Source organism: Rhizobium sp. 2MFCol3.1 (assembly GCF_000377565.1).
In the GTDB taxonomy this organism is placed as follows: Bacteria; Pseudomonadota; Alphaproteobacteria; order Rhizobiales; family Rhizobiaceae; genus Rhizobium.
In genome coordinates this window covers 69,563-94,966 of the sequence record NZ_KB898365.1, presented here as the reverse complement: position 1 = coordinate 94,966, position 25,404 = coordinate 69,563, and the positions used below count along the sequence as shown (strand labels likewise).

22 protein-coding genes and 1 tRNA gene are annotated in these 25,404 nt (G+C 54.7%); 17 read left to right on the top strand and 6 right to left on the bottom strand.

The window, feature by feature from the left end; genetic code table 11:
* Positions 1 to 74: 74 nt before the first annotated feature.
* From D460_RS33580 to D460_RS0122305, 7 genes are all read left to right on the top strand, one after another.
* The gene (locus D460_RS33580) at positions 75 to 1,088 is read left to right on the top strand and encodes a DNA adenine methylase (protein WP_348625645.1); all 1,014 of its coding nucleotides are present in this window, start codon (positions 75 to 77) and stop codon (positions 1,086 to 1,088) included.
* A 5-nt stretch (positions 1,089 to 1,093) separates the two neighbouring features.
* The gene (locus D460_RS33575; RefSeq protein ID WP_018900820.1) at positions 1,094 to 3,226 is read left to right on the top strand and encodes a DUF87 domain-containing protein; all 2,133 of its coding nucleotides are present in this window, start codon (positions 1,094 to 1,096) and stop codon (positions 3,224 to 3,226) included.
* A 1-nt stretch (position 3,227) separates the two neighbouring features.
* Positions 3,228 to 4,739: a hypothetical protein gene (locus tag D460_RS34645; protein ID WP_018900819.1), complete on the top strand. Its 1,512-nt coding sequence runs from the start codon at positions 3,228 to 3,230 to the stop codon at positions 4,737 to 4,739.
* A gap of 114 nt (positions 4,740 to 4,853) precedes the next feature.
* Positions 4,854 to 6,590, top strand: a complete 1,737-nt coding sequence (locus D460_RS33565; protein ID WP_051110819.1) for an AAA family ATPase — start codon at positions 4,854 to 4,856, stop codon at positions 6,588 to 6,590.
* Between the two features lie 57 nt (positions 6,591 to 6,647).
* On the top strand, positions 6,648 to 7,526 hold the full coding sequence (locus tag D460_RS0122315) for a hypothetical protein (RefSeq protein WP_018900817.1): 879 nt from the start codon (positions 6,648 to 6,650) through the stop codon (positions 7,524 to 7,526).
* Between the two features lie 42 nt (positions 7,527 to 7,568).
* Positions 7,569 to 8,402 (top strand): hypothetical protein, encoded by an 834-nt coding sequence (locus D460_RS0122310; protein WP_018900816.1) that lies wholly within the window; start codon positions 7,569 to 7,571, stop codon positions 8,400 to 8,402.
* Complete coding sequence (locus tag D460_RS0122305) at positions 8,399 to 11,041, top strand: hypothetical protein (protein ID WP_155947818.1); 2,643 nt, start codon at positions 8,399 to 8,401, stop codon at positions 11,039 to 11,041. Before D460_RS0122310 ends, D460_RS0122305 begins: the two co-directional genes overlap by 4 nt.
* Positions 11,042 to 11,145: 104 nt before the next feature.
* Here D460_RS0122305 and tsaA read toward each other — a convergent pair whose 3' ends face one another.
* Positions 11,146 to 11,637, bottom strand: a complete 492-nt coding sequence (gene tsaA, locus D460_RS0122300; RefSeq protein WP_018900814.1) for a tRNA (N6-threonylcarbamoyladenosine(37)-N6)-methyltransferase TrmO — start codon at positions 11,635 to 11,637, stop codon at positions 11,146 to 11,148.
* Between the two features lie 546 nt (positions 11,638 to 12,183).
* Between tsaA and D460_RS0122295 the strand changes: the two genes are divergently transcribed.
* Both D460_RS0122295 and D460_RS0122290 read left to right on the top strand, forming a co-directional pair.
* Positions 12,184 to 13,689, top strand: a complete 1,506-nt coding sequence (locus D460_RS0122295) for a class I adenylate-forming enzyme family protein (RefSeq protein ID WP_018900813.1) — start codon at positions 12,184 to 12,186, stop codon at positions 13,687 to 13,689.
* Positions 13,690 to 13,912: 223 nt separating this feature from the next.
* Positions 13,913 to 13,988 (top strand) — tRNA-Ile (locus tag D460_RS0122290).
* A 93-nt stretch (positions 13,989 to 14,081) separates the two neighbouring features.
* On the opposite strand, the gene D460_RS0122285 is transcribed toward D460_RS0122290, so the two are convergent.
* Positions 14,082 to 14,780 (bottom strand): LuxR C-terminal-related transcriptional regulator, encoded by a 699-nt coding sequence (locus D460_RS0122285; protein WP_018900812.1) that lies wholly within the window; start codon positions 14,778 to 14,780, stop codon positions 14,082 to 14,084.
* A 937-nt stretch (positions 14,781 to 15,717) separates the two neighbouring features.
* Here D460_RS0122285 and D460_RS0122280 point away from each other — a divergent pair.
* Positions 15,718 to 16,473, top strand: coding sequence for an alpha/beta hydrolase (locus tag D460_RS0122280; protein WP_018900811.1), 756 nt, complete (start codon positions 15,718 to 15,720; stop codon positions 16,471 to 16,473).
* Positions 16,474 to 16,679: 206 nt separating this feature from the next.
* The gene (locus D460_RS0122270; protein ID WP_037111857.1) at positions 16,680 to 17,591 is read left to right on the top strand and encodes a fructose bisphosphate aldolase; all 912 of its coding nucleotides are present in this window, start codon (positions 16,680 to 16,682) and stop codon (positions 17,589 to 17,591) included.
* A 95-nt stretch (positions 17,592 to 17,686) separates the two neighbouring features.
* Here the strand turns inward: D460_RS0122270 and D460_RS0122265 are convergent, their stop codons facing one another.
* Both D460_RS0122265 and D460_RS0122260 read right to left on the bottom strand, forming a co-directional pair.
* On the bottom strand, positions 17,687 to 18,232 hold the full coding sequence (locus tag D460_RS0122265; RefSeq protein ID WP_155947817.1) for a hypothetical protein: 546 nt from the start codon (positions 18,230 to 18,232) through the stop codon (positions 17,687 to 17,689).
* Between the two features lie 108 nt (positions 18,233 to 18,340).
* Positions 18,341 to 18,733: a hypothetical protein gene (locus tag D460_RS0122260; protein ID WP_018900807.1), complete on the bottom strand. Its 393-nt coding sequence runs from the start codon at positions 18,731 to 18,733 to the stop codon at positions 18,341 to 18,343.
* A 250-nt stretch (positions 18,734 to 18,983) separates the two neighbouring features.
* Between D460_RS0122260 and D460_RS0122255 the strand changes: the two genes are divergently transcribed.
* The 3 genes from D460_RS0122255 to D460_RS33555 all read left to right on the top strand — a co-directional run bounded on the left by D460_RS0122255 (position 18,984) and on the right by D460_RS33555 (position 21,323).
* Positions 18,984 to 19,817: a class I SAM-dependent methyltransferase gene (locus tag D460_RS0122255; protein WP_026283412.1), complete on the top strand. Its 834-nt coding sequence runs from the start codon at positions 18,984 to 18,986 to the stop codon at positions 19,815 to 19,817.
* Positions 19,818 to 19,907: 90 nt separating this feature from the next.
* The gene (locus D460_RS35305) at positions 19,908 to 20,330 is read left to right on the top strand and encodes a cupin domain-containing protein (RefSeq protein WP_037111856.1); all 423 of its coding nucleotides are present in this window, start codon (positions 19,908 to 19,910) and stop codon (positions 20,328 to 20,330) included.
* A gap of 102 nt (positions 20,331 to 20,432) precedes the next feature.
* Positions 20,433 to 21,323 carry an alpha/beta hydrolase gene (locus D460_RS33555; RefSeq protein WP_018900804.1) on the top strand — a complete coding sequence of 297 codons (891 nt, stop codon included), beginning with the start codon at positions 20,433 to 20,435 and terminating at the stop codon, positions 21,321 to 21,323.
* Between the two features lie 838 nt (positions 21,324 to 22,161).
* On the opposite strand, the gene D460_RS0122235 is transcribed toward D460_RS33555, so the two are convergent.
* Positions 22,162 to 22,878, bottom strand: coding sequence for a TetR/AcrR family transcriptional regulator (locus D460_RS0122235; protein ID WP_018900802.1), 717 nt, complete (start codon positions 22,876 to 22,878; stop codon positions 22,162 to 22,164).
* 294 nt (positions 22,879 to 23,172) lie between these two features.
* Between D460_RS0122235 and D460_RS0122230 the strand changes: the two genes are divergently transcribed.
* The 3 genes from D460_RS0122230 (at position 23,173) to D460_RS0122220 (ending at position 25,012) form a co-directional block, all read left to right on the top strand.
* Positions 23,173 to 23,583 carry a cupin domain-containing protein gene (locus D460_RS0122230; protein WP_018900801.1) on the top strand — a complete coding sequence of 137 codons (411 nt, stop codon included), beginning with the start codon at positions 23,173 to 23,175 and terminating at the stop codon, positions 23,581 to 23,583.
* 216 nt (positions 23,584 to 23,799) lie between these two features.
* Positions 23,800 to 24,300, top strand: coding sequence for a peptide deformylase (gene def, locus D460_RS0122225; RefSeq protein WP_018900800.1), 501 nt, complete (start codon positions 23,800 to 23,802; stop codon positions 24,298 to 24,300).
* A gap of 166 nt (positions 24,301 to 24,466) precedes the next feature.
* Complete coding sequence (locus D460_RS0122220; RefSeq protein ID WP_018900799.1) at positions 24,467 to 25,012, top strand: cupin domain-containing protein; 546 nt, start codon at positions 24,467 to 24,469, stop codon at positions 25,010 to 25,012.
* Between the two features lie 76 nt (positions 25,013 to 25,088).
* On the opposite strand, the gene D460_RS33550 is transcribed toward D460_RS0122220, so the two are convergent.
* Positions 25,089 to 25,304: a DUF3311 domain-containing protein gene (locus tag D460_RS33550; protein WP_018900798.1), complete on the bottom strand. Its 216-nt coding sequence runs from the start codon at positions 25,302 to 25,304 to the stop codon at positions 25,089 to 25,091.
* Positions 25,305 to 25,404: the final 100 nt, after the last annotated feature.

Below are 25,404 nucleotides of genomic sequence, written 5' to 3'. Positions count from 1 at the left end.
GAAAGTAACATTGTCGTTCTAGCATTTACCATAACGCGAAGATTCGCGACCAGGTAGCATTAGGGAAAGACTTCGTGGGACAGGAAAGCGTCGGTGATGCGGCAAGCGTGGTCAATTGGTGCACCCGATCAGACATTTCCCCACTCAGATATCCCGGTGGAAAGCGGAAGTTGGCTCCACTCATCGCCGATCTCATTTCAAAAGCCGGGACGCGGCCCGCTCTATTTATTGAACCGTTCGCGGGTGGGGCGTCGGTGTCCATTTCCCTTTTGGAAGCGGACTATGTCGATATGATTGCCTTGGCCGACGCCGACCCACTCCTGGCTTCGTTCTGGAGGACCGTTTTCTCGCCTGACGCTGAAGCTCTCGCTGATATGGTCTACGACGCCAGAGTGTCATTGAAGGAATGGAAACGCCTGAAACACTCCAATTTCGGCTCCGGCTTGGAGACTGCCTTTAAATGCATTTTCCTGAACCGAACAAGCTTCTCCGGTTCGCTGAATCAGGGCGCGGGCCCGATCGGCGGGATGTCGCAATCTGGTCAATACAAAATCAATTGCAGATTCAATCAGGAGAAGCTGGCTGAGCGTATCTTGGAGCTATCGCTTCTCCGTCACCGCGTTCGCTTTGTTCGGAACGAAACGTACTTGAAGACGGTACGCGACGTCAGAAGGACCGCGCTATATCGCGACAGCCCGCAGAAGCTGTTCTGGTACCTCGATCCGCCGTTCTTCGCGAAGGCGGACAAGCTGTACCGATACCATTTCGGCTCCCAAGACCACGAAGAGTTGGCTCGAGCCACTGAAAACCTGCCGGGGCGATGGTTGCTCTCCTATGATGATCATTCTGATGCCCGACGGCTTTACGGAACGCATCCCGGGTACGCCCTTGTGAATCTTCAGTACTCAGCACGCATAGACGAGAAGCGGCGGCTGGTTGCGAAAGAAATCGTAGTCTCGGACATCATTTCCGACCTCAGGAAGGCTGGCACGCTCCAACACGGTGCGGAGATCATTCAGATCCCCCGTCGCCGGCAGAACGCTACCGTCCAGATCCAAGCGGTCGATCGAAATCTTGCGGTTGGATAGATCAGATGATCGAAAGTCTTGTTACAGCCATGTCTGCGGGAACGAACCCGCTCAGCGCACTTCTAGACGATAGTGCAGGCTCCGCTCTGGTCGGGCATACGATACATACCTCGTATGACGCCACGACGGTGATGACGAATGACAAATGGCGCGAAAACGCCGGCGGCATTCCGATGAACAGCTACCTCCTCGCCTGCAGCGCCGATCCCAAGGACATGGTAGGGGCTCATCCCATCGATCGCCGTATATTGCTGCTGAGGGTCGTCGGCCGGGCAGAACTTGCAACGGATCGTGACGTGGTTCGAGCGGTCATGGAACACTTCCAGGACAACCCCGCCACCAAGGACCCGGCCTTCCGGATGGACGAGCCGATATCGTTTTCCATGCTTCAGTGGAGTGGGGTCGAATGCAAGATTCTTGGCACGTTCTATCTTGATGCCTCCTCGAAGCTGAACTTCGGCGCTGACGCAGAAGACTTCTTTGCGGCTAGACATATGACGGTTCGGAAACCGGGGCCTGAAGCGCTTTCCACAATTGTCAACTTCGTTGATCCCATCAGAAAGGCCAAGGCCGAGAAGGATGCGCTCGCTCTGGGAATGAAGCGCCCGCCAGCACCCTTCGAAATTGGAACCGTGCGTTTCACGTCATCCAATCAGTTGTCATTGCGACCAGGACAAGCGTCCGTTCCGGTGAAGATCTTCCCCGGCGACTTCCTCGCACGACGAACCGCTGTGTTCGGCATGACGCGAACAGGTAAATCCAACACCACGAAGACGATGGTTTCCGCCGTTGCGCTTTCCGCGTTCGAGTCCGACTCCCCCATCGGCCAGCTCATCCTCGACATCAACGGCGAGTATTCGAACGCAAACAATCAAGACGAAGGGAGTTCGATCGCGGACGTCTTCTTCGATAACACCGTGCGCTACCGGATCGGTGCCAAACCTGGGTTCCGAGACGTCAGGGTGAACTTCTATCAGAATCTCGAGGTTGGCCATCAGTTTATCGTCGACAATCTGAACTCCGATGGAGCAAGTCTAAACGATGACCTCAAGACGTTCGCGGCATGCGATCTGCTGGAGCCGGACAGGTCAAACCCGAGCGTTTACAAGCGTTGGAAGCGTCGCGTGGCGCTTTACAGAACAATTCTGGCAGAAGCCGGCTTCCCCTACCCCGACGGCTTCACCATCGAGTTTGAAACCAACAAAGCCGCGCTGGCTAAAATGTTCGAACACGTCATTCCAGTAGATCAACAAGCCGGATCGACTAACGTCGATCAACGTGCGGCCGCAGTGATCGGACATTTCGAATTGACGGCAGGCAGGGATGGTCATCGCGTGTCACCGCAGTGCGCCGCCAGGTTCTGGTCTGCTGTTCGCGAAGTCGATCGCAAGGTCAATGGTATTGAGAAAGCGAAAGACGAGAAGTGGCTCAACACGGAAGACGTCGCCATGCTGGCGGTGCTTGTTGGCCGGTCCAGCAAGACCGACGGTCTGATCCGCGCTCTCAACGCCATCAAGTCCGCCGCCGGCGATTTCCATTCGGCAACCGGGTCTTTCAATATCACGCGCGAGATCTACGAGCTGCTGTCCGCGGGCAGGATAGTCATTGTGGATCTCTCCGTCGGCAAACCCTCCATCAGAGAGACCATGGCCGAACGGATAGCGAGCGGCATTTTTCAGACGTCATCCGGTCTCTTCACGTCGGGCAGAGCTGCGCCCCGGATCGTGCTCTACGTTGAAGAGGCACACAACCTCATCGGCAAAAAGGCAGACCTGAACACCACGTGGCCCAGGATAGCAAAAGAAGGTGCGAAGTACGGGATGTCCCTCGTCTATGCGACGCAGGAGCCCTCTTCGATCCATCCGAACATACTGTCAAATACCGAAAACTTCTTCGTCACCCACCTCAACAACGATGACGAAATTAGGACACTGTCGAAATACTACGACTTCGAAGATTTCGCTCCCAGTCTCAAGCGCTGCCAGGACGTCGGCTTCGCGAGGATCAAGACGCTAAGCTCCAACTTCACGACACCCACACAGATCATGCTCTTTGATCCCGCTCAGGTTGGCGCGAAGTACCGGCAGTGCAAAGCTGGCGCGTCTTACTGGTTCGCCCCGTTGGAAGTCGGGGGCTGACATGCCTTATTCGAATGAGAGGGCATCCGCGGGCGGAGGGTTCGACGTCCTTAACGATCCGGAAGTTCAGCGCTTCATCAAGTCTGTGCAGACCGTCAAAGACCACAGCGGCAAGATCGACCTAATTCGCCAGAGGTTGATCGACGTGACCGATCGCGTACGTGAACTTGAGGAGGGCGTTGTCATGGCCAGCGACGCTTCTCCATACGAATCCGTGGTTCGCCAAGACTTTCCGTCTGTCCGCGTCGGCGTTATCAAACTGTCGAACGTCCTTATATTCGTCGATCAGTACAAGCGGCTACGGGATAGAAACACGGCATTCGTGGACCCCGCTGACATTGCTGACCTAAAAAAGAAGTCCAATCAAAGCAAGATCATCCTGCCTGGCGCTGGCATTACGCATGCCGATCACCCTAAGACGAGATCCTTCTTCCGCGCATCGGTGTTTGAGAATGTGTTTCATGCCGAACAGTTTCACTGCAAGGGCATAAGTCTCTACGACACGTTCATCGAGCTGCTGAGGCGGACCGGGAAAAGCGACCTTTCCGGCGAAGAGCCGAGGCCCTATGGCGATGATGCCAAGGCGATAGGCTCGATCGTCATCAAACACGGACGGGAAGGTATCGAATTCAAGAACCGATCGCCTGTAGACGGCCAGCAATTGAAGGAGAACCTCTTCGTTCCCCTTGATCCGGGATACGTGGATATCGGTGGCGATCCTGCTCAGCGCGTTTACGTTACCGACGCGCTCCGTATCCAGGAGGTTTTCAACGAAGAAGGCGGCAATACCGAGTGCTTCAACCGTCTGATGTCGGTTCTCGAGCACCTGCTCGTGATCCACATCATAAGGTGCTCGTTCGAGTCAGACCCCTCCATCGTCGCGAACATGAACGTCATCATAGACGGACCGCTCGCGATTTTCGGGGAAGGTGCACGTTTTCATAGAAGCATCATGTCGCTTCTCCACGAGATCAGGCAGAAATGCAGTGATCGAAATATGCGCGGGCCCATCGTAATGGGCATTTCCAAAACTGGAAAGGTCGTCGAGCATGCCCAGCTCATCGAGAATTTGCTATCTCGCGACTCCGACGACAACCCGCTCGAAGGCACCTTCGTGCTCCCGGTGAGCGACGAGTACCGTTCGACATTCATCGAGCCAGATAAGATCGAGTCGAGCAAGAACTTCGGCGACGAGACCTACTACGGTCAGACCTTCATAGTTCGCACGTCTCGACGGAAACTCTTCGACGTCACGCTTGCCTACCCGTTCCCGCGAAAGACGAGCATCAGGGGAACTCCATTCCGCGACGCAAAAGTCGATCTGGATAACTACGCCGACGACATCTCTCACATGGTTTCAATTATAGAGATGATGCAGACAGATCTGTTTCAGAATGCCTTGATCCCGGTGCATCTCGCTCATCGTTACGCTTCGATTGCGCATTCACCGGGCGGCAAGTCACTGGATCGGTTCATCCGCGAGGTACTGGCTAGCAAGCAGGCGACCCAATGAACAGCATTCAATCACGACGCCGATAGTCGCCATCAGCAATCCCGTCGGTAAGGCCGACTTAAATACCAATTTCAAAAGACTCGGATGAGCACCAAGGCTGGGGAGCCTTTTCAAATGATCAGTGAAATCGATTTCGTTCAGTATCGTAAACTCAAGAAGATTCAGATCGGCTTTGAGCCAGGAATGAACTTGATCTCGGGTACGAATGGCACCTGCAAGTCGACGTTGATGCACATCGTCAGCAACTCCTTCCAGGCGCTGAAGCGCAATGATCCGCGGTTCACCTCCAGCGACGCGACCGTTATCCTGGGAAAATTCGTCGACAAGGTAAACCCGAAGATCGAGACTGTCTCTCGCGGAGACAAGGGCAGTTACAGCAACCCGGCCGAAGGGACTTCGGGCACGTTGTTTTCGGTCAAGTATGTGAACGGCGACACGATTGCTTTCAGGCGGCACAACTCCAAGGACCAGCAGCAGGTTAGTAACTTCAGATTTTCGATCAAGCCCCAATATGCCCGAGCTAAGAAAGATACACTTCCTTCGGTTCCAGTTGTCTATCTAGGGCTATCGCGACTATACCCGTACGGCGAACTCAGCGACGCCAGGGAAATCGACAAGCCGCGCGGTCAGTTGCCCGAAGCAATCCATGCCGCCTTCGTCAAGCAATATGCGGACCTGACACGAATGGAGATCGTGCAGGCACTCAACCAAAACATTGCCGATGTCAAAAAGCGCAGCGATTTCACGACCACGGTTCAGGGTATCGACTCAAACACGATCTCCTCGGGCGAGGACAACATCAGCATCATTCTTACCGCGCTGAACTGCCTCCGTTACCTAACCGAGAGTGTAGTACCCGGACAGGAACGAGACGTCGAAAGCGTTCTGCTGATCGACGAATTCGATGCCACGCTGCATCCTACGGCACAGAAGAAGCTTTTTGATCTTATAGCCAGCTACGCTAAAAAATACCGGATTCAGGTGTTCATGACGACGCACAGCCTGTACATCCTGAAACATGCATACGAATTGAAGCAGCGCATCGTATACCTTGTCGACCAATTGGACAGGGTCACCATGATGCCTGATCCCGGTCCGTCACATATTGAGATGCATCTGAGCGGACTGCAGGCATCGCAACTCTACCGGAATGTCTTCATCCCAGTTTTTACGGAGGATGAGGAGGCTCGCTTCTTTCTTGAGCAGCTTTTGGATTACATCAGCAAGGAGCTAGACCCGGGCTTCGTCACCGCGCGAAATCTGCTGCATTTTGTTGGCGCGAGCATCGGTGCGAAGTCGTTGCGTGCACTGTTCTGCGATCGAAAGATGGACCAATCCTCGATGCGGTCGATATGCATTCTCGACGGTGATGAGAAACCCGACCTCGGCCATCACATTATTGCCCTGCCCGGCGGCCAGGCACCAGACCGGATGTTTTCGGCGTTCCTGAGGGAGCTTATGGAAAACGAGGCCTATGATAGCTTTTGGAACGAGGTTCAACATAAGGGGTTCTCAAAACTGATTGCGGAAGACGTCCTGAAGGATTTTGATGATATCGCAAAGAAGATCTCGGCAGAGAAGGCAAGCGATAACTCCACTCATGGTATGCAGCGTGAACTGAGCAAAAAGCACTTCAAAGCCAACCGAGATTTTTACGATCTGGTGATCAGAGCTTGGTTGGTCGACGAGAAGTCACAACCGACGATCCGGAAATTCCGTAGCGATCTGTACTCGGTGTTTAAGAAAACAGCCGCATACCATTCGATTGACAGTCGGATATGGCCCCAGCTTGCGTCGACTGCCAAGCCATCAGCCCCGCCTTCGATTACGTCTGAAGCGCAGGTGGCTTGAGTTCGACGTGAGTAAGCACGCACCTGCCGGAAAACTGCGTTGTGGATGGAGAGAAAAATGGCTGGTTTGGTTGAGGAAATACAGCGGGACGCGCTCGATCCCACCACAAGCCTATCATCTCTCCTTAGGAAGGTTCGGCTGGCTGCCGCGAAACTGGACCTACCCTCGGTCGAAGCTTGGGTCGATCTAGAGCTCAACGGATATCCCGATGAGGTTCCCGACTATCGCAAACTTCACGGTCGCCCCCGCGCGAACAATCCGATGCGCGGATGGATACCGATCCAAGGGCCTGCCGAACTGATGCGAAGTCTTAGCGTGGCAGCCACCGGCCAGTCGGTCGGAGAGATTGAACACATTCTGGCGCGCAAGGGTACCATCCATGTACCTATGCAGCCGGAGATGATCGATCTGATCAACTCGCAGATGAGGGTGCCGTTCGCCGAGATGTCGATCTTCATCGAGCGGGCAGATATCGCTGGCATCCTTGAAAGGGTCCGAACCATGATCTTGGATTGGGCGATCGCTTTGGAAAAATCAGGAATAACGGGGATGGGCATGTCATTCAAACGCGAAGAACAGGTCGCTGCCCAGAACAGCCCGGCGATCACAATTGGATCTGTTGGAACTTTGGTTGGCGTCGTAGGGAGCCACAATACAGTTGGCAATATCGGCGGAGGCTCGGTCGACACAGCGCAAATCCGCGAGTTGACACAACAACTCCAACAGTACCATGCGAGCCTCGTGGAGGCTGGTGCGAACGAGGCGCTCCTTTCTCGATCACTGGACGGCCTCTCTACCGAAATGAGGAAGTCCGAGCCCAACACTGGGATCATCCGAGCGCTACTCTCCGACGCACGCGCGGCATTATCTGGAGCTACGGGCAGCTTGCTTGCCACCGGAGCGCTCGCATTGATCGCAGGCATATTAGGCACCTAAGTTGGACATGCCGTCGCATTCAGATCGCCACACGGAGGGACTATGACAAGAAAGCCGATGGAACTTCGCGGTCCTAGTGAGCCAAGCACCGACCTTCGCGACCGGGTAGCCGACAGCGCAATGGGAGAGGCTTTACCCTTGGTTCACGTCACCGAGGTGGGCATTGGGAACGAAATTATCTTTTCGGGTCAGCTTCAGGCTCGTCAATGCAAGGTTTTCGGCCGAAAGCTACTTTATTTTTTTCTCGGCCGCCCGGCTTACCGGCTCCATGACGAAGCTGAAACTTCGCGTTACATATCCAGATATCCTTGCGTTTTTGTCGTCGATCCCAAGCGTGTGAAGCCCGTCCAGGTTTATCCCTTCGACACCGGTGCTGCTCGAGCCGGATTTTACGACAGCGCCGATCCTCACCTCGGGATCAAAGATTATTTGCTGGACGGAACTTATGAGAGCGCCCGTCAGCAACTTGGTTTCGCCTTCGAGAGCGTAGAAGATTACTTTGAAGGTCATCTCAAGCCCGGCTTGACGGACGATGTCCCACATTTCGAACAGGCGACCCATAGCTATGTCTCGATTGCTAACCAGGCCAATCGCGGAATCAATGATCCGGGGACATACGACGACCGAGCCTCGGCAATCGAAATAGCAAGCGAGGACCACCTAAGCCTTAAAGGCGCAGTCGAGCTTGTCATCATGCCGCAGCAATATCTAGAAGGCGAAACCGGCAAAAAGAACGACAAGCTGATCGAACGCCTCAAGGCGCTTGGGATCAACATCGCTCCTTACGATTGGCAAAGCACCCGCTCGCCCGCAGATTTCCGAGCGGAGATCAACGCCAAAGTGCTTGCTCACTTCAGGGATCGGGTTAAATCGTGAATGCCAATCATCGGACTATGCAATTAATCGGCTACGAGAAGGTAACCGAAGAGCTCACCGGATTTTGTACCGGGCTTTACACGCCACTCGGAAAGTCAAATGAGGTTTTCGTCGCCCTTCCGTCGATAGAGGGAGCCGCTGACTCTTCGGTCGCAGCCTTTACACCCGTCTTCCCTCGCCATGCAACTTATCTAGGGGAGAAGGATGTCGGCAGAGCACTTTCGATTGGAGATCGTTGGAAAGATGTCCTTCTCATAGACGGAGAGCTTCTTTTCGGGACACGCGATGAGCTCTACGAGGAGGTCGGAGCCTCTATCAAACAACTTGTCGCCGACTTTCCGTTCACCGCGATCGATTTGGTTCGTGATCGCAAAGACGGTGTCAGGAGGTTTGCGATCGGCAAGGCTTTCGACCGGATTTCTTCAACCTTTGACCGGAGTTCAGCGCGATCTTGGGTACTCGGAACATACTTCCGTACCCAGATTTTGACGCATCTCAGACGCAAGCTGCATCATCATAATGCGTCACCGACGACTTTTGAGGCTCTGCGCCACATACAAATCCAGCACACGCAGGACTTGAGAGAAATCGAGGTGGTCCTGCCTGGCTTTCATGTTTTTGACGAGGGTGATGTAGCGCCGCTGCTTGCGTTGGATCGTGATCGCGAGGCGTACGCGTTGTTGTCGGATCTGCCGGAAGAACTTGGTAAAGCGAGCCTGGCAGGCCGCGTACAGAATGGAAAGTTGCTCCCTCTGTATCGTCCAAAAGAAGTGCTCGTCGTTTCAATTGGCAGAGCGGGTGAGCAGCTGTCACGTATTATAATGAACGCTGGAGGCAAACCCCGGTTCATCATTGACGCGAACTGGCCAACCAGACTTTTCGTTAGAACGACGGCCGCAGAATTGCAGTTTGTCGTTCCAAATGATTTCAGCTTCATCATGGTTTTGGCGGGCGACGACCTGACCATACAAGATAGGCGTGATTACGATCATCTCATGGCATTAGCCGAAGGGCGACTCGGTCTTCCGGTACTAGTGGTACCGAGTCTTCCAACCTACGGTCCGTCCGACCATCTCTTTCCCGCTGACAGGCAGAAAATGGTTGAATTCGCATCCGGCACGATGTTGCTCGATACATCTGTTCTGCGATCACCTGCACTCTCCGGCGACAGCGCTTCCTCGGTTTCACGGCGTATTGCCGATCTTGCAGTGCAGACGAGCCTTTTACTTTTATCAAGCGCAAATAGCTTGCAGCGAGTGGCGCGGGTTTTCGGAGAATCGCGGGATATTTGTCTGCGAGTAACTCTCGTAGACAACGGTGACCTGGCTCGTGGCATTCACCTCCCTTCGGAGGCGGTCATGCTCCGCGAGCCCAAACAGAAACTGACTGTACGCAAGCTGATCAGCCCCATCGGCAGTCCCATACGCCGCCGCAGCTCGTCCGCAACGGCAGGGAACCTATACGAGCTCACGATCCACCAACTTCGCTACAAAGACATTTCCGATCTAGCCATTGCTGCTGTCACGCGAGTCCTCGAGCGCAATGGAATGGGCGAGGTCGCTAGAAAGGTCGGGGATACTGTCTTTCCGCCCGGCGTCGATCTCGACTTCCCACATCTCACCGCTGTTATCAACGTCGAACTCGATGAGACGGTTTGCCTACTTGTGACTGTGGAAACACCGTCGATCGCGACTATTGTTGCATTCGAGCGGGTCGGAATACAAGTGGTCCGTTACTCCGATGAGCAGACGTTGCAAAGGGTAGTAGCAGCCAACGGGTTGGGGCGCTTCAAACACGTTCTACCCGCCGATATCAAGCCTCTCGGCCCCCATCTTCCAGTGGATGAGCGGACACCGTTTAGCAAAGCAGATGGACTTCCAGGTCTCGTTGTAAATCTTGACGAGTGGCACAGTTGGCTGGATCGATTTCCTAACCACTCTCTGGCCTCGCAAGCGCGGATCGTCGTTCCGACAGGTATTCGACGAGACAGCGGTAGCAGGGTAGTCGCCATATCCCACAGCGATTTGGACACGTTCACACTCGCGACCGATGAAGGCGTCGACCTTTTACGCGAAAAGGCGCTACAAAATTCGGCCCGGACTGGCATTGGCCGTATCCTGCTCAAACCTGAACACCAAACTCCGGAAAGCGACCGGTGGGTATTTCGGTCGGGAAGGTCTCCGGTCGTAATGTGGAGGCTACCGAGAGGTTATACTGTTGGCGAGGGTTGGACGGTTTTTGACGGGGACGAGTATTCGGTGGCAATGATCACAAGCAACGTTTTCGATGTTTGGATGCGGATGGGTACTGGACGACGCACCGGCTCGGAAAGGCGCTGGACCGAGGCAACGATGGACCAATTTCCGTGGCCTGAGGGTTTCGTTCGGGAGGGGAATGAAGTGCGCTGCGTCGCACCGACGGATCAGTTTGAATCGGCCTGCGGTTCGTTACGCATCGAAAATCTCACACTGGATTTCCAAGACCTCTCTCCGAAGGCACTCCGTCGAGAGGTTGACCCTGAACACCGCGAATATCTGACACGCGCCGCGATGACCATGTTTGGGCTCGACGGTACAGAATCCGAGATCAGATTGGTAGAAGCCTTGCTCATGGCGAGTGACACGATCAAGCCGTACTGACAGTTCAAGCCAGCGACGTTCGTTTGCGGCTGTCGTCAAGGACAGCTTTGGAACAGCCGCGCGTCGGTCCGATATTTCAGATTTACAAAGCCACCGCTACTCCGCTACTCGACATCCATCGGATGCCCCCCCTTCGGAGGAGCGATTGGAACCGACAGAGAGCGCTCCGGCTTGATATCGATCAGTGGGGTGCCGTCAATGCAGTCCAATCCGCGGACCACGACATGATTGCCAGAAACACCAACCACTGTCACAATCGCCGTCCCGATTGGGTTGGGCCTCACCGGCGACCGTATTGAGAAAGCGCCGTGCACCTCGCCGTTGTTAGCCGGACTTTGTAGCAAGATATCTCTGCGCGACTGGTGCAACCAGTACAGGACCTCCAGAGACGAGTACTTTTCGATTCCTTCTAGTGCCTTGCTCCAAGGGCTAAACACTTCAATAGTGCACTGTGGACCGTCCATGTCGCCCTGCCGCGGAGCGTCTTCGCGACGCTGCCACGGGGTTAGGATCCTGCCGATAAAGTGCAGCTCGGCGTCTCCGACGGGTGGGAGGGAGATGGCGATTTCATTGCGGCGAACTGCTTCCTGCAACATGGTAAGCTCCGTAAATCTCGAAATCTTCGGTCTATCAGCGAGGCGGACTCGCTATGCCATACTCGCGGGGCTCGTCGTCTGTCGATCAAGCCGCATCGGAGCAGCGTTCATCTTTCTGCTCCTGAACCTGGCACCGTTGCTCCTATGGCCCGACAGAAATGGCGGGGACCTGTGTGTTATCGGCGATCATTGTGACGCGTGGGTTTCCTGTCGAATGCGTTCGACTACATTTGAAATGACGGGCGATTGCAGGACACCACACAAGCGTTTCGTGGTGAGCGACGACTACAACGATGCGAGATTGTGCTGTCGGTGAGCCCCCGGCCGAGCGTGAGCGGCGTTACGACTTCGAACTCGCATATCCGGGCGGGAAGATAGCTTGCTAGGAGCGTAGTGCTTGGCTTATCGACGGGCGTTCTCCGCGCATCGCCTGCCAGTCCACCTTCCAATGTTGCGATCGTAACCTTTTTCGCTGGGTACTGTATCCAGGGTTGAACGTTCACCAGCCAAAATCATCGCCTCTTGTGAATGAAAAGATGAGCGAAAATGGATCCCATTGAAATTCTGTTGAAAAGAGCCGCCGAGAGCCCGGACGACATCGCCTACTATTTTCAAAACGACCAGTGGTCTTATTCAAGACTAATTGGCGAGGTGGATGCGGCGGCAAGCTTTCTGATACGAAAAGGCGTTCAGAAGGGGGACCGCGTAGTTTTACATCTTCCTAATTCGCCAGAGCTCATCGCGGGTCTACTGGGGTGCTTTCGCATTGGAGCAATAGCCCTCCCTCTCAACAATCGATTTAGAGCGCGAGAGGTTTCGGTAGTCTTGGCGCGTGCGAGACCCCATTACTATATCGGCAGCTTGTCGTTCGAATTCGAGATCGGCAAAATCAGTACTGCAATTCTGCCACTAGAGCGGAGGCTGTTCCTCAAGTGTCTGGGCGAAGCTTGCGATTGGCCTCCAACACCTGCGTTAGGACACACCGCGTTTGTATCGTCCTCGGACCGTAATGCCCCGGCTCTACTTCTCCCGACATCCGGAACCACCGGCGATCCGAAGATTGTCGTCCACACGGCGTCAACCCTCTCTGCAATCATCACTCGATACGAGGGGCTCGGGTTGCTTCCTGACGATGTGATGCTCAATGCAAGTCCGATGGTACATGCTGGCGGTCTTTTCAACTTACTTGCAAGTCTTGCTCGGCCGGGACCGATGGTAATGATTGGAAGTTTCGAGCCAGACAAAGTTCTCGAGGCTCTGCAAACACACCGCTGCACCTGGTTCAAGGGGCTCCCCTTCATGTTCGAGCAGCTGATCGCAGCACAGGTGGATCATCCGCGGAATACATCGTCGTTGCGGTTTGCAATCAGCTCAGGTGATGTATGCCCCAAACGTACTCAGCGAGAATTTGAGAGCGTGTTTGGTTGCCGGATGTTTTCGGCTTGGGCTTCGACGGAGGCTGCGACGAGCCTGAGTATAAGCGACGTAGAAAGGTCTGCATTCGAGATTCCCGATGCCAGCTGCGTCACCCTAGAAAATGGAACCGCGTCGCAGACGCCCGGCGACGAAGGGGAACTAGTCGTCAGCGGGCCGAACGTCTCGCCAGGCTATTGGCTTGTTTCAGGGAAAATCCTTGAGAACACGGACGGTCGATTTCACACTGGCGACCTGATGAGGCGTCTGCCGTCCGGTAGGCTCGAGTTCGTCGGACGCAAGAAGAACCTGATTATACGTGGCGGTTCGAACATTTCGCCGGCCGAAGTCGAGGCAGCATTGAAGCTAAGCCCCATCATCAAAGACGCCGCGGTCTTCGGGATCCCGGACACCGTACTCGGCGAGAAGGTCGGAGCCTTGATCGAGCTGTCAACGGCGGGAGAAGGAACATTGGAGGAGGCCCTCGCCTGCACCCGCGCCAACCTAAGTGAATACAAGGTTCCTGAGATTTACTCGACTGTAAGCGCATTGCCGCGAGGTGCGAATGGCAAGATCGATCGCGCAGCTTTGCTTCCGCTGTTCCAGAGCGGCTTGGCCGATTTTGCGTCGGTGAACTAGACGGAACAGGGCCAACCGACATGTCCCCCGTTGCGTAAGCCGGGCGAATTTCGTTTGGAAGGTTTAGGATCTGAAGCGTGATTGGTGCCGGCGGCGGTAGTTCCTGAGATTGCGGCCCTAAAGAAGCCAACCGGCGAGTTTCGACTTTCGAACTGCGCTAACGCGGCTTAGGCCGCAACCCATCTTGCCTGTCTTGCCTTAGTGTGGTCTACGAATGCTTGTCAGGCCTGTAGCTCAATGGTTAGAGCCGTCGGCTCATAACCGATTGGTTGCAGGTTCGAGTCCTGCCGGGCCTACCACTGCACAGACGATCCTATACGTGAATTCACTAGACTCTCGATGGCTACGTGTCTCGGTGAAGAGGCCACATCATCATGCGGATCAAGACGCTGTTAGAGGAGCCTCAATCGGCAAGCGATCGCAACTGCTTGAATTCGGGTCACAGCGTTCATTTTGCGCATCGCGGTCTTGAGGTAGTCGTTTACGGTGTGTGAGCTCAAACCGAGGATCAAGGCAATCTCCTCGCTGCTCTTGCCTGCTGCCGCCCATTTGAGACAGTCGAGCTCCCTCCCACTTAATGGGGTCGATTCCGGCCGTTCGAGGGGAGCATACACATTCACGACTTTCATAACGCTCAGCACAAGCGAACCCAGCCGCGCTTCATCGGAAATCCTGTGCTGACCTGACAACATGATCAGATAATGCCGGTGTTGGGCGTCGTGAATTGGGAAGCCCATCGTGTTTGCAAATCCCTCACCATAGCAAGAGTCCAAGAGCTCATTATCATCACCCTCTTTCTCCATGCGGCCTAGCCCGGTGCTTTCCGCGAAAGCGGGAAGGATCGAACGTCTGAGCTCCGCGAGAAATCTACCGCGGTAAAACTCCCCGGATCGCTCGACGCGAAGCAGGATATCGGCCGGCCAATTGGAGGCGATGACGTTTTCAGCTAAACCAGTACGGTCTGCGCTTGGGAAATGGGCAAAGAGAAAATGCTGTAGGCCAAACTCTCTTATGAGGTACCTGAACGGCTCACCTACATCACTCGAGTGTTTACTGGTACCACTCGCGCCGCGATCAAAAACTAACTTCAATTGGCTATCCGCGTTTGACTAATCACAAAGCGCTCCGGCCAAATTCCGGTACCGATCGTGGGCAGCTTGCCTACAATCGGACCAAACAAATCGCGAAATGACTAGAGTGACTTGAGGGGTTTCTCGATAATTCGAGCTAGTACTATCAGACGTATCGCTCAGTGCTTACTGCACTATGGTATATGTATAAGCCTAATCCGTAGAAAATGCATAGCGCGCAAGCATCGCTGCGGCGCGATCTTGCTTGAGAAGGGTCTCGGCAAGTTGCGGTCGAGTGCCAAGAACCGTTCCCTCAATATGCTCCTGAACTATTGGGCAAGAACGGTGTTTGTGCAGATGCTGACGCGTCGCGCCCGTCTTGCAGGGATAGAAGTACTTGAGGTCTGGCGGGGTATTCCTCGACCATCGGAAACCTCGCCTTCGATGCCCCCGACGCCTGCGCGTCGGCCACAGAGATAGCCAGACGCGGCATCGCCCGTCTGGCTGGAATCAAGGACGTCCTGCCAGATCTCGAGGAAGGGTGCGTTTCCCGCCTATGGAAGAAGGGGAAGGTGCCCGCCGAACTCGGTTCGTGGCAGGACGTTCATCGGTCAATCAAAGCGGCGAAGATTGGCTACCGCCGCCCGCACCCCGACGTGCCGATCGGTGCTCGGGGTTCCGATGTCCACGGAACGAAAATGTTCTGTGGGTATGCGGTCGTCCGCCTTGGCAGGGGTCACCGACCGGGACTGTGACATCTCTAAGTGTACCTAAGTGTATACGAGGTAGGCTTGTTACATGCCGATACGCTTTGGGTCTTTGGCGGAAATACGCCGGACACGTTCTCATGGCTAAGTGCATGGGTCCTCGGTCTCGATCGCACTGCAGACGGATATGGGGATCGCGAGACGCGCGAATAGCGCGCGAGACCTCGTTGATTTTAACGGAAGGGATTTCAATGCGAAACTATCTGCCGATTCTCGCCATTGCCGCCGCCAGCTCCATGGCCGCATTCGGAGCACACGCCGCATCAGTGAAAAATATCGTTGTCGTCCACGGGGCGCTTGCTGACGGCTCCGGCTGGAGAGACGCGACCAACATCCTTGAAAGGCGTGGGTTCAATGTAACGATCGTTCAGGAGCCGATCACCTCACTGGCTGACGATGTCGCTGCAACCCAGAGAATCCTGGACCTACAGGACGGTCCAACTTTGCTGGTTGGTCACAGCTATGGAGGCATGGTCATCACGGAAGCCGGACGCGATGACAAGGTCACTGGCCTGGTCTACGTTGCCGCGTTTCAGCCGGATGAGGGCGAGAGCCTCATCAAAGCTGCGAGCGCAATTCCAGCCGGAAAGATGAATATTCGCGAGACGACAGACGGCAAGTACCTCTATTTGGATCCTGCCGCGTTTGCCTCCGATTTTGCTGCTGATCTTCCGAAAGATCAGGTCAGCTTCCTCGCGAAGTCACAGGTGTTCGCTTCAAAAGAAGCTTTCTCCGCGGCAGTTGGCAAACCCGCTTGGAAGACAAAAAAGAGCTGGTCGATCGTCGCTACGGAAGACCGCTCTATCAACCCCGATCTAGAACGCATGATGGCAAAACGGGCAGGTAGCGAGGTGACCGAGATCAAGGCCAGCCATGCCGTGTTCATGTCGCAGCCGGAGAAGGTGGCGGACGTTATTCAAAAGGCAGCAGAAGCAGCAGGCAACTAAGTGCTCGAGCCGCGAACGTGACCATCGGTCCTGTTCTCTAGATGGGTGCGCACCGCGTTAGTCCCGTTGTGGCGAGGCGCACCCTCCTGATCATTAAAGTCCAAGGACATTTGGGCGCGAGAGTTAAACTGCAGAAGACCAATAGCCCTCCGCCTAATGATTGGCGTTTCGGCAACCTCTGTGGTCACACGTTGAAGGGATTCCAAATGAAGCTTCATCCTCAAATGCTGTCTCAGATGAGAAATGGAGACGGCTTCATTGCCGCCCTCGATCAAAGCGGTGGCTCCACCCCAAAAGCCTTGCATACATATGGCATTGAAGATTCTGAATATGCCACCAACGAAGAGATGTTTCGCCTTGTGCATGAGATGCGCGTACGCCTGATAACGGCTCCGCCCTTTTCAGGTGACAAGGTGCTCGGAGCAATCCTCTTCGAAAAGACAATGGATGGACAAGCAAGTGGACGGTCGGTTCCTAGCTATCTATGGGAAGAACGTGGAATCGTTCCGTTCGTCAAAGTTGATCAGGGCCTTGAAGAAGAACGACACAGCGTTCAGCTTTTGAAACCTATTCCCGATCTGGAAAGTCTTCTTGCTCGCGCGACCAAGAAAGGAGTGTTCGGGACTAAAATGCGTTCGGTCATCGCAAATTCGGACAACACCGGGATCGCCATGTTGGTTAGACAACAGTTTGATCTGGGAAGGCAGATACTGTCGCAAGGACTGGTTCCGATCATTGAACCGGAAGTACTTGTTACAAGCCCTACAAAAGCACACGCCGAAAGCGTGCTCCTTGAGGAAGTTCTCCGAGGACTCGACCACCTCCCAAGTGAAGCTCAGGTCATCATTAAAGTGTCGATACCGACACACGCCGACACCTACCTTCCGTTAGTCGAGCATCCGAAAGTCATTCGGGTCGTGGCCCTCTCAGGAGGATATGATCGTGCCGAGGCGTGCGAGAGACTGAGCCACAATCGAGGGATGATCGCCAGCTTTTTACGAGCGCTGACCGAGGACTTGAGGGTAGGAATGAGTGATGTCGAGTTTAACAAACGGCTGGCCGGATCCGTCGACGAAATCTATGCAGCGAGCGTTTACAAGGCTCTGAACACCGTATGAGGGCAAGTCTTAATCTGTAGCTGACCCGTGTCGGCCTTTTGCTTCAAGCAATACGTGGCGTATTGGTAAAGGTCGCTATGTTTGACAACACCGAGCTACTGATAGCGCTCCAGGAGCCGGGTCATAACCTCATTCTGTGCTCTAAGCTTTTCGCAGAGGCGGGCGCGGAGATCTTGGATTTCTGCGTCCAAAGCAAGCGCTTCGTTGGGTTGCCGAGGCTCAGCATTCTCGTGTTCAATACCGACTCCCTTGGACTCCTCGCGCGTGCGACGCCCGGATTTGAGAATACTGTCGGCATTGCTCGCGCCGTCGTCGTCAATCCCAGGCCTTTCTAAATACTCGGAGGCGTCCACCTTGGTGTCCCCTTCCCGTACTTCCTGGTGCAGATCGGCGCTGTCAGAGGTCCGGCTCTCTGCTGTTGCCGGGATCGACGGCTCAGATGGCACCGTGTCATTGCTTCCCACTCTTCTCTCGGCGGAACCTTGATCATCGAGCGCGGCATTCGACCCGCTCGCTCTGTCAGACCGTGGCTCCACCTCTTGAGGGTCGAATGCTTCAGCAGTATCGGCTTTTGGCTCGTTGCTATCGAGCGGCTGCTTTCGGGAGAAAAGCCCGGCAGCCAATCGCCACGGAGATCTCATCGTCGTATACCTCGACAAATGTACAGTATCGGACGGGCAATCCCGGGCCAAAGAGGCCCGGAACTCAGATCAAGATGTCGACCATAAAGGTCGCAAGTATCGGCAAGTTTAGGAAAGGCCTAGCTTCTTTTTGAGATCGACATTCTCAGCACGTAGCTTGTCCGCCAGTGACTTCCGGAGGTTACGGTTCTCTTCCTCCAGAGCCAGGAGGTCTGCAAATTCATCGCTGGCCAGTGCCGTCGTTTTCGGCGCAGTCTTGGCAGCAGACACTGCTTTCGGTGCTTCTGATTTTTTGGGAACAGAAGTGCTCTTTACAGCTCGCGTGGAAGCAGATGCAGATGGAGCTTCCTTTTTCTTTGGACCTCCCTTTGCAGCCTGCTTTGCAGCGAGCTCAGCGGCGATCTGCTCTTTGCTGCGGCGCGGAGCTCGCTGCTTCTTGGGTTCTGCAACAGGTGTCGGCGTTACCGGAGCAGTTAAACTTTCAGAATTTTCGTCGGCCATAGATGTCTCCTACAATGATCGGCATTTTGTCTTGTACCGTACAAAGCAAAGTGTCAATCGATACGCCTTTCCAATCGAAGGACAAGGTCTGTCAGCGGCAGAGCCATGGCGAGTACCGTGGATGAAGCAAGAAGATGCCCCGCTCTAACACGGAGCATTCGTCACAACTGAAATGCAAACCACTGCGCATGTAATCCGGATGCAATGTCCCCGGACCATCGATGTCATTCACGACATCATGGAGATACCAATGCAGAACGAAACAGCACCCGTAGCGAAAGCGCCTACCCTTTCTGAAATCAAGGCGCGCCAGCAAGGTGCTTGGTCATCAGGCGACTACGCTGTCGTGGGAACCACGCTGCAGATTGTCGGAGAGGAGCTTTGTGAAGCCGTAGACCTGCGGTCTGGCCAGAGCGTTCTAGACGTTGCGGCCGGAAACGGAAATGCTACTCTTGCTGCCGCGCGACGTTGGGGAGTAGTGACCTCTACGGACTACGTGCCGACGCTCCTCGAGCAAGGCAAGCGTCGCGCGTTGGCGGAAGGCTTGTCGGTCAGCTTTGAAGAGGCAGACGCCGAGGCCCTCCCGTTTAAAGACGATGCGTTCGATGTCGTTCTGTCCACTTTCGGCGTCATGTTCACACCGGATCAGAACAAGGCTGCCGCCGAGCTAATTCGTGTTTGCCGCCCGGGCGGGAAAATTGGCTTGGCCAACTGGACGCCAGATGGGTTCATTGGACAACTTTTCAAAACCATCGGCCGTCATGTCCCTTCTCCCGCGGGCGTTAAGCCTCCGTCGCTGTGGGGCGATCCCTCGCATCTGGAGAGCCTTTTCGGAGATGCGGCAACCATCTCCACCGAGGTTGCTAATTTCAGATTCCGCTATCGGTCGCCAAGTCATTGGGTTGATGTATTTCGCAGCTGGTACGGGCCGGTCCACAAGGCCTTTGCTGCGTTGCAAGCCGACCAGCAGTTGAAACTAGAAGCAGACCTCCTGGACTTGATCGGGCGTTTCAATGAGGCCGAGGACGGCACCATGGTCGTGCCAAGCGAATATCTGCAAGTCATCGTAATCAAAAAGGCTTGATCGCCGACGTTCCGGTCACGGTTGATCGCGAAACCGAGACCCCGTGACCGAGGACGCAGCCATGCTTCTATTCCTGATTGGGCTGTGAATATGAAACCCACCGCGCTTCTTATCGTGCCATCTCTACTGGCCGTGTCTGTTGTCCACGCCGAGTCGCCCTCGCTTTCCACGCTGCGTTCCAATGAGCTGGAGCGGATAGTCAAAGACAGGCGCGTTAAAAGTGGCCCGGACGAAGATCGGGAGACATACTTGTCACCCGATCGCAAGTTCGAAACCGGAGTCTACAGCTCAGGCCCGATACAGGAGGTGATCACAGGCCCCATAGGTTATGCCAACCACGAGCTGATCTACCTGCTCGCCGGCGAGATTACGATGACTGCAACTGACGGCACCCGGACAATTGTCGGGCCCGGCCAATCAGTGACGATCCCCAAAGGATGGACCGGCACGTTCGAGAGCGGCTCCTACGTGAAGCTCTATTCGATCTATTATCCCGATGGCCTCCAACCCTGATCCCGTCATTCATCCAGTGGACCGTGCTCTTGTTCGGTTAGGAATCCGTTTCGGCAAACGTCGGAGCGAGTGCGCATAAGCCGAAGCATTGAAGGAAACGAAATGGACCAGCCGACCAGCTACCTACCCTCTCATCACGCCATGCACCGCAAGGTAATCGAAATTCAAGATGGTACGTCACTTTCACTGATAGACGTGGGCTCGGGCCCTGCCCTCATTATTCTGCCGGGCTGGTCGCAAACCGCTTCCGCTTGGGAGGAACAGATTGCTCACCTCTCGAAACGATATCGTGTGCTCGCGCTTGATCACCGCGGGCATGGTGAAAGTAGCGAGCCTGGGCATGGCTATCGGATATCCAGGCTAGCTGCCGACCTTAAAGAAGTGCTTGAGGCGCTGAGTTTAGATATGGTTACCTTCTTGGCCCACTCAATGGGGTGTTCGGTTGTTTGGTGCTACCTGGAACTTTACGGTTCGAGCAAAGTATCGCGCATCATTCTCGCCGATCAAAGCGTCACCCTCACGGCGACCAATGCATCCGATCCATACCAGAGGCTTGAAACGGGAGGCGTCTTCACATTCGAGCAGCTGGGTCGTCTGATTGACGATCTCCGTTCGCGCAAGGGAGATTTAGCAACGCGGGAAACCCTGCGGTCGATGGTGAGCGCTGACCTGCCGATGCGGGTGTTTGAGCAGCTTGTTGCGGATAATATGCTTCTCCCACGTGACAGGGCGGCCGCGCTCCTTGCAGACCACGCTTTCCACGACTGGAGCGACGTAGTTCGTCGTATCGACATGCCTACCCTTGTTCTTGGTGGAAAGGAAAGTGTCGTGCCCTGGCAGGCAATGGCATCTGTTGGGACCATGATCCCTAACTCCCGGACCGTTATCTTCGACGGCCCCGGAAGTACGCACTTTGCCTTCCTGGAGATTGCGAAGGCATTCGCTGCGGCGGTAGATGAGTTTCTCGATTCCTACCCCATCCATCCGCGATAGCGTCGATTAAGCCCATTCGTCGAAACATGGCCGCCGTCATCAGCGCACGAAGAGCGGCAAGCCGGCCGGGCGTTTGACCCGACGGCTCACAGCTATCGCGCGGACGGCGCGCACTCGTGGTCTTGCAATTCCTCTGAAGACGCGAAATTGAAGTCATAAAGGTCCCGCTCGGTCGCCAGTAGAATGACCTCGCCTTTCAATTCGGTCATTGCGACGGAATACCTGCCCATTGAAGAAACCGACCTTGGCAATCCGTATGCCAAGAGACGGAAGGGCCCAACCTCGGCAAATTGAGGCATCGTCACCCGTCGTGCCCAGTAAGCATGCCCCGAGAATTCAACGCCTAAGGGCTCCCACGTGTCGGAAATCCCGGTCTCTAGCTCGAGCAACTTCTGTCTAACGTCCGGCCGCGTACACGAGATGTGGATGTGAAGCTGATTCTGGCTGCGCCCATACTCCGAGTTGACTGCCAAAAGGATTTGCTCATCACTTACATCCCTATCGCCAGACAGTAGCTCACGATTCCCCCACGCTTGGTCGAAATAGTTTGGCGACCGTGCGTCTAGAAGCCTGGAATCCTCTATCCCGGAAATCTTCTCGGTAGGAAGCAGCAGGAAGTGGTGTGATCCCTTGCGATCCTTGATTACAACGTAACCCTGCGGTCGTTCCACCTTGATACAGGGCGGCGAGCCATTTCGATCCGCAAAGTCAATTAGACAGCGATCCTGAATGATGGACCACAACGCGTTAGGATTTGATCGAAACGCATACCAAGCGATCGAAGCTACGACAGATGCTCCAAGTGCGATTGCGGCCCCTCTCTTTGAAACGATCGCCATCACTGGCTGTACCCCACCTGGCGCGAGCAGACACTCTTGCCATCGAAAGTGCCGTATTCATCTTCTGACAGTGTTTGAAACAACCTGTCGGAGCCGTACAAGCTCAGGAAAAGCCGCACGGCCAACTTAGCCACTTTCCTTCGGTCTCGTTTGCTTACCGCGCCCAATAGAGCCTGGACATGCCTGTCGGAAACGACCAGTCCATATAGGACGTGGAAGGCTTCGTCTACGCTATGAAACGACAGTAACCCAGACACCCTTCCAGCATCCAACAAGGACTTAGCGCGCCCCTCGACCTGACTTCGCCCTTGCTCCAATAGCACGCTGGAGAACTCGGAACTTCCATCTGCCGACTGGGCGATCGCCAACCGATTGAGCGCTAGTGAATTGTTTCCTTCAAGGACCTCCAAAAGGTCGTTTGCGAAGACTAATAAGTGATCGAAGAGAGCTCTGGCAGAAAGCCGTCGTCCTCCGAACGGGAACGTCCGAACTTTTGTGGATTGATAGGCAATCATTGATGCTATGATCCCAGCTCTGTTACCAAACCACTTGTATAGGCTCTCTTTCGAGCAGCATGCCGCTCTCGCCAGTCGTCCGGTTGTCAAAGCCCGTTCTCCGCCGTCAGCAAGCAGTTGCAACGCGTGTTCGAGGACTACCGCCTGACGACGGGAAAAACGCAGGCCATCTTGAGCCTGCGAGGATATGGTCACTGTCATTGGATTTTCGGTTCCACTTTGATGCTCGTGCACTTGTCGTAGACCGCAAACAGACAGGCTCAATGTTACCTAGTATTTACGACTTCTTCGCCCCAGCCGATAAAATTGTTGCTTCTGTAAGACTACGCAAAGGTTGGCAGTCACAGACCAGCCGTCGCCTTGCTTGGGACTGGTCAACACAGAAATCCGAATAGCCGACCTTTCACATGCAACGAAACTGCGCGATTTCCACATCGGCGAGAAATCCGCCCTCGAGAAAAGACTGCCGTTTAAAAACAAAGAACGGAGACATATGTGTTTAGATTAGCTATCGCAGCAGCAGCTCTGGCTTTCGCCACGAATGCGTCGGCCGACTCTCAGGTCACTGTCGAACCCATATTCGACTCAAGGACGACAATCGCGAAGCAGCCGGTAGAGTTGCCCGGCGGACCCGTTGAGATCACGGCTTCGATCTTTACCATTCAACCCGGTGCGTCACTACCCGTGCATCGGCATGCCTACACACGCTTAGGATATGTCCTCTCTGGAGAGATCACAGTGTATAATGAGGAGACAAAGGTCTCGCAGACGTTCAAGCCGGGAGATGTCATCGTAGAGTCAGTAGCAAAATGGCATAGCGGCACCAACCCGGGCAGCGAGCCATTGAAGCTTCTGGTGATCGACGAAGCGCCAGCAGGGGCGCAGACGACTGAGGTCAGAAAGTAAACACTGTAAACGACCGTGGACAGGATATGTCCGCGGTCACATCTCGGGCTGCGACTTGCCCCCATCGACATCTTGTCATCGACGTTGAAACTTCGTTTCAAATGCGATTAATCCGCGCCGAACTGTAACAGCTTTGTCTTCTCCACAAACCAACCTAACCCTCGCCGTCGCTTCCGTTGCTGGAACTCGACGTTAAGGCGTCACGAGGAGGTTAGTATGACAGTGAGACAGTTCGTAACCGTACCGGATGAAACGCTGCGGGGACGGTCGGTTCCGGTTGACACGATCAATGCGGACATCAGGGCCTTGACCGTCGATATGCTTGAGACGATGTATGCAGCCGGCGGCGTTGGGTTAGCAGCGGTGCAAATCGGGGTGCCTAAACGCGTTGTGGTCATTGACCTATCACGGGGTGAAGAACCCAAAAAGCCGATGGTGCTGGTAAATCCGGAGGTGGTTTCTCATTCCATCCGCTTGAAGTCGTTTAAAGAGGGCTGCCTTTCAATTCCGGGCTACATGGCTGTCGTCGAACGACCTGCGGAAGTAACCGTGCGATATACAGATCTCGATGGCGCATCAAATGTGGTAGACGCCGAGGGCGTGCTGGCAACCTGCCTGCAGCACGAGATTGACCACCTTAACGGAATTCTTTTTGTCGATTACCTGATGCCATCTGACTTCGATGCATTCAACCGATCAATCGCGGCAGCCCCCTAACTGTCGAGCCAGACGCTCGCCACCAATCAGACTCCGACCCTCGTTGCGGGGCCCAGTGTGTTGGAAGCTGTACCGTCGCGTCGCACCCCCTTCAAAAGAAGGGAACTCTCCAATCGACATTCAAGCAATCAATCTCGAGAACAACGTTCAAACAAAGGAAATCCCAATGAGTGATCTGAAACCGTTCCAACGGCGTGAATCGCGCGAATCTTCAGTCTATTACATGGGGAGCTTGCTTACATTCCTTGCGGAGAGCAAGGATACTGGAGGAACATTCTCCCTTTTTGAACTGCTCATGAGGCCAGGCAACGAGCCGCCACCCCACATTCACCACAGCGAAGACGAGTTGTATTATGTGCTTGAAGGAAGCGCCTCTGTCTTTATTGGCGAAGAAGAATTTCTGGTTTCGCCCGGCGACTGCATTTTCCTGCCGCGCGCTAAGGCGCATGCGTTCATCGTGCGCACTGACCGCTTCAGAATGCTTTTCTTTTGCCAGCCTGGTGGCGCAGAAGGCTACTTTAGAGCGATGATGTCCTCACCTGCTGTTGAGCTCGACATGCCCACGGGCGCGGTCAACTATTCAATGGCCGACGTCCAAGATGCAATCGACAAGGGAGTGGAGTTCGGTCTTGAATTTTTGACGCCCTCACAGATCGAGGAGCTTCTTCCAGGTTTTCACCATGCAAAAAGACTCGAGCTTCCGCCGGTTTAGGCGAAGCGAAGGCCATAGGCCTTCAAACGAACTCTTACCACACCCGAATTCTCCGGGTGTGGCTTGCACGACCTCGCTACTGGCGCTTATCCTTGTCTCGGTCAGTTCGTTTCACATGGTTCTGCGGATCCATCCTGAAAATCAACCACATGCCTCCCGCGAGGAGAAAAACACTGAAAACATGCCACGCGAAAAAAGGCGGATAGCCAAAAATCAGAGGCGTCACGCGGTTGCTTGTAATGCTCCCAATGAACACCAGCGACACCAGGACAAGTGGAACTGCGATCTTCATGGCACCGCTTTCACATTTCTGAGAACAACCGCAGATCGGTCATTCGGTATGCTATTACTGTGCACGAATATTGTTTCATCGCAATAGGTTGGTTTACGAA

Bases quoted from the DNA above. Each gene is read 5' to 3' on its own strand.
- D460_RS33575 (WP_018900820.1), top strand. From the start codon at position 1,094: ATGATCGAAAGTCTTGTTACAGCCATGTCTGCGGGAACGAACCCGCTC.
- D460_RS34645 (WP_018900819.1), top strand. From the start codon at position 3,228: ATGCCTTATTCGAATGAGAGGGCATCCGCGGGCGGAGGGTTCGACGTC.
- D460_RS33565 (WP_051110819.1), top strand. From the start codon at position 4,854: ATGATCAGTGAAATCGATTTCGTTCAGTATCGTAAACTCAAGAAGATT.
- D460_RS0122315 (WP_018900817.1), top strand. From the start codon at position 6,648: ATGGCTGGTTTGGTTGAGGAAATACAGCGGGACGCGCTCGATCCCACC.
- D460_RS0122310 (WP_018900816.1), top strand. From the start codon at position 7,569: ATGACAAGAAAGCCGATGGAACTTCGCGGTCCTAGTGAGCCAAGCACC.
- tsaA (WP_018900814.1), bottom strand. From the start codon at position 11,637: ATGTTGCAGGAAGCAGTTCGCCGCAATGAAATCGCCATCTCCCTCCCA.
- D460_RS0122295 (WP_018900813.1), top strand. From the start codon at position 12,184: ATGGATCCCATTGAAATTCTGTTGAAAAGAGCCGCCGAGAGCCCGGAC.
- D460_RS0122280 (WP_018900811.1), top strand. From the start codon at position 15,718: ATGCGAAACTATCTGCCGATTCTCGCCATTGCCGCCGCCAGCTCCATG.
- D460_RS0122270 (WP_037111857.1), top strand. From the start codon at position 16,680: ATGAAGCTTCATCCTCAAATGCTGTCTCAGATGAGAAATGGAGACGGC.
- D460_RS0122265 (WP_155947817.1), bottom strand. From the start codon at position 18,232: ATGAGATCTCCGTGGCGATTGGCTGCCGGGCTTTTCTCCCGAAAGCAG.
- D460_RS0122260 (WP_018900807.1), bottom strand. From the start codon at position 18,733: ATGGCCGACGAAAATTCTGAAAGTTTAACTGCTCCGGTAACGCCGACA.
- D460_RS0122255 (WP_026283412.1), top strand. From the start codon at position 18,984: ATGCAGAACGAAACAGCACCCGTAGCGAAAGCGCCTACCCTTTCTGAA.
- D460_RS35305 (WP_037111856.1), top strand. From the start codon at position 19,908: ATGAAACCCACCGCGCTTCTTATCGTGCCATCTCTACTGGCCGTGTCT.
- D460_RS33555 (WP_018900804.1), top strand. From the start codon at position 20,433: ATGGACCAGCCGACCAGCTACCTACCCTCTCATCACGCCATGCACCGC.
- D460_RS0122235 (WP_018900802.1), bottom strand. From the start codon at position 22,878: ATGACAGTGACCATATCCTCGCAGGCTCAAGATGGCCTGCGTTTTTCC.
- def (WP_018900800.1), top strand. From the start codon at position 23,800: ATGACAGTGAGACAGTTCGTAACCGTACCGGATGAAACGCTGCGGGGA.
- D460_RS0122220 (WP_018900799.1), top strand. From the start codon at position 24,467: ATGAGTGATCTGAAACCGTTCCAACGGCGTGAATCGCGCGAATCTTCA.
- D460_RS33550 (WP_018900798.1), bottom strand. From the start codon at position 25,304: ATGAAGATCGCAGTTCCACTTGTCCTGGTGTCGCTGGTGTTCATTGGG.